A 607-nucleotide genomic window follows, 5' to 3' on the forward strand; every position below is an offset into this window, starting at 1 on the left:
CCACCACCCAGCGGGCGGCATGATCGGCATCGATCACATGCACCCCCAGGTCGATGAAGTGCTGGGCGGCGGCACTTTTGCCGCTGCCGATGCCGCCGGTCAGGCCGAGGGTCCAGGGTGTGTTAACGGAGCGAGTCATTGGAAACCGACAAACTGCAGATAGAAGTCGGTTATTTGACCACCCCAGAGCAAGGCAATCCAGCCGGCAATGGCCAGAAAGGGTCCAAAGGGGATTGGCGTCGAGGTCTTTTCCCGGCGCAGGCGCAGCAGGATCGTGCCGAGAATCGCCCCCAACAGGGATGACAGCAGCAGGGTCAGCGGCAGGATCTGCCAGCCGCCCCAGGCCCCGAACAGGGCCAGCAGCTTGAAATCACCGTGGCCCATGCCCTCCTTGCCGGTCAGCAGCTTGAACAGCCAGAACACCGACCACAGGAACAGGTAGCCGATCACCGTCCCCCACAGCGCATCCTCCAGGCTGATCAGCAGGCCGAAGCTGTTGGCGATCAGCCCCAGCCACAACAGTGGCAGCACCAGCACATCCGGCAGCAGCTGGTGATCGGCGTCGATCAGGCTCATTGCCAGCAGCCCCCAGCTGAGGATCAGCATC

At 63.1% G+C, this 607-nt stretch carries 2 protein-coding genes; both read right to left on the bottom strand.

Features of this window, described 5'->3' with window-relative positions:
- On the bottom strand, positions 1 to 139 hold a 139-nt coding region (locus tag F6S12_RS32635; protein ID WP_315869972.1), incomplete at its 3' end, for a dephospho-CoA kinase.
- A partial coding sequence (locus tag F6S12_RS32640) for an A24 family peptidase (protein WP_315869971.1) occupies positions 136 to 607 on the bottom strand: 472 nt, incomplete at its 5' end. The genes F6S12_RS32640 and F6S12_RS32635, both read right to left, overlap by 4 nt.

It is taken from the genome of Pseudomonas sp. JV245A (genome assembly GCF_032424515.1).
In the GTDB taxonomy this organism is placed as follows: domain Bacteria; phylum Pseudomonadota; class Gammaproteobacteria; order Pseudomonadales; family Pseudomonadaceae; genus Aquipseudomonas; species Aquipseudomonas protegens.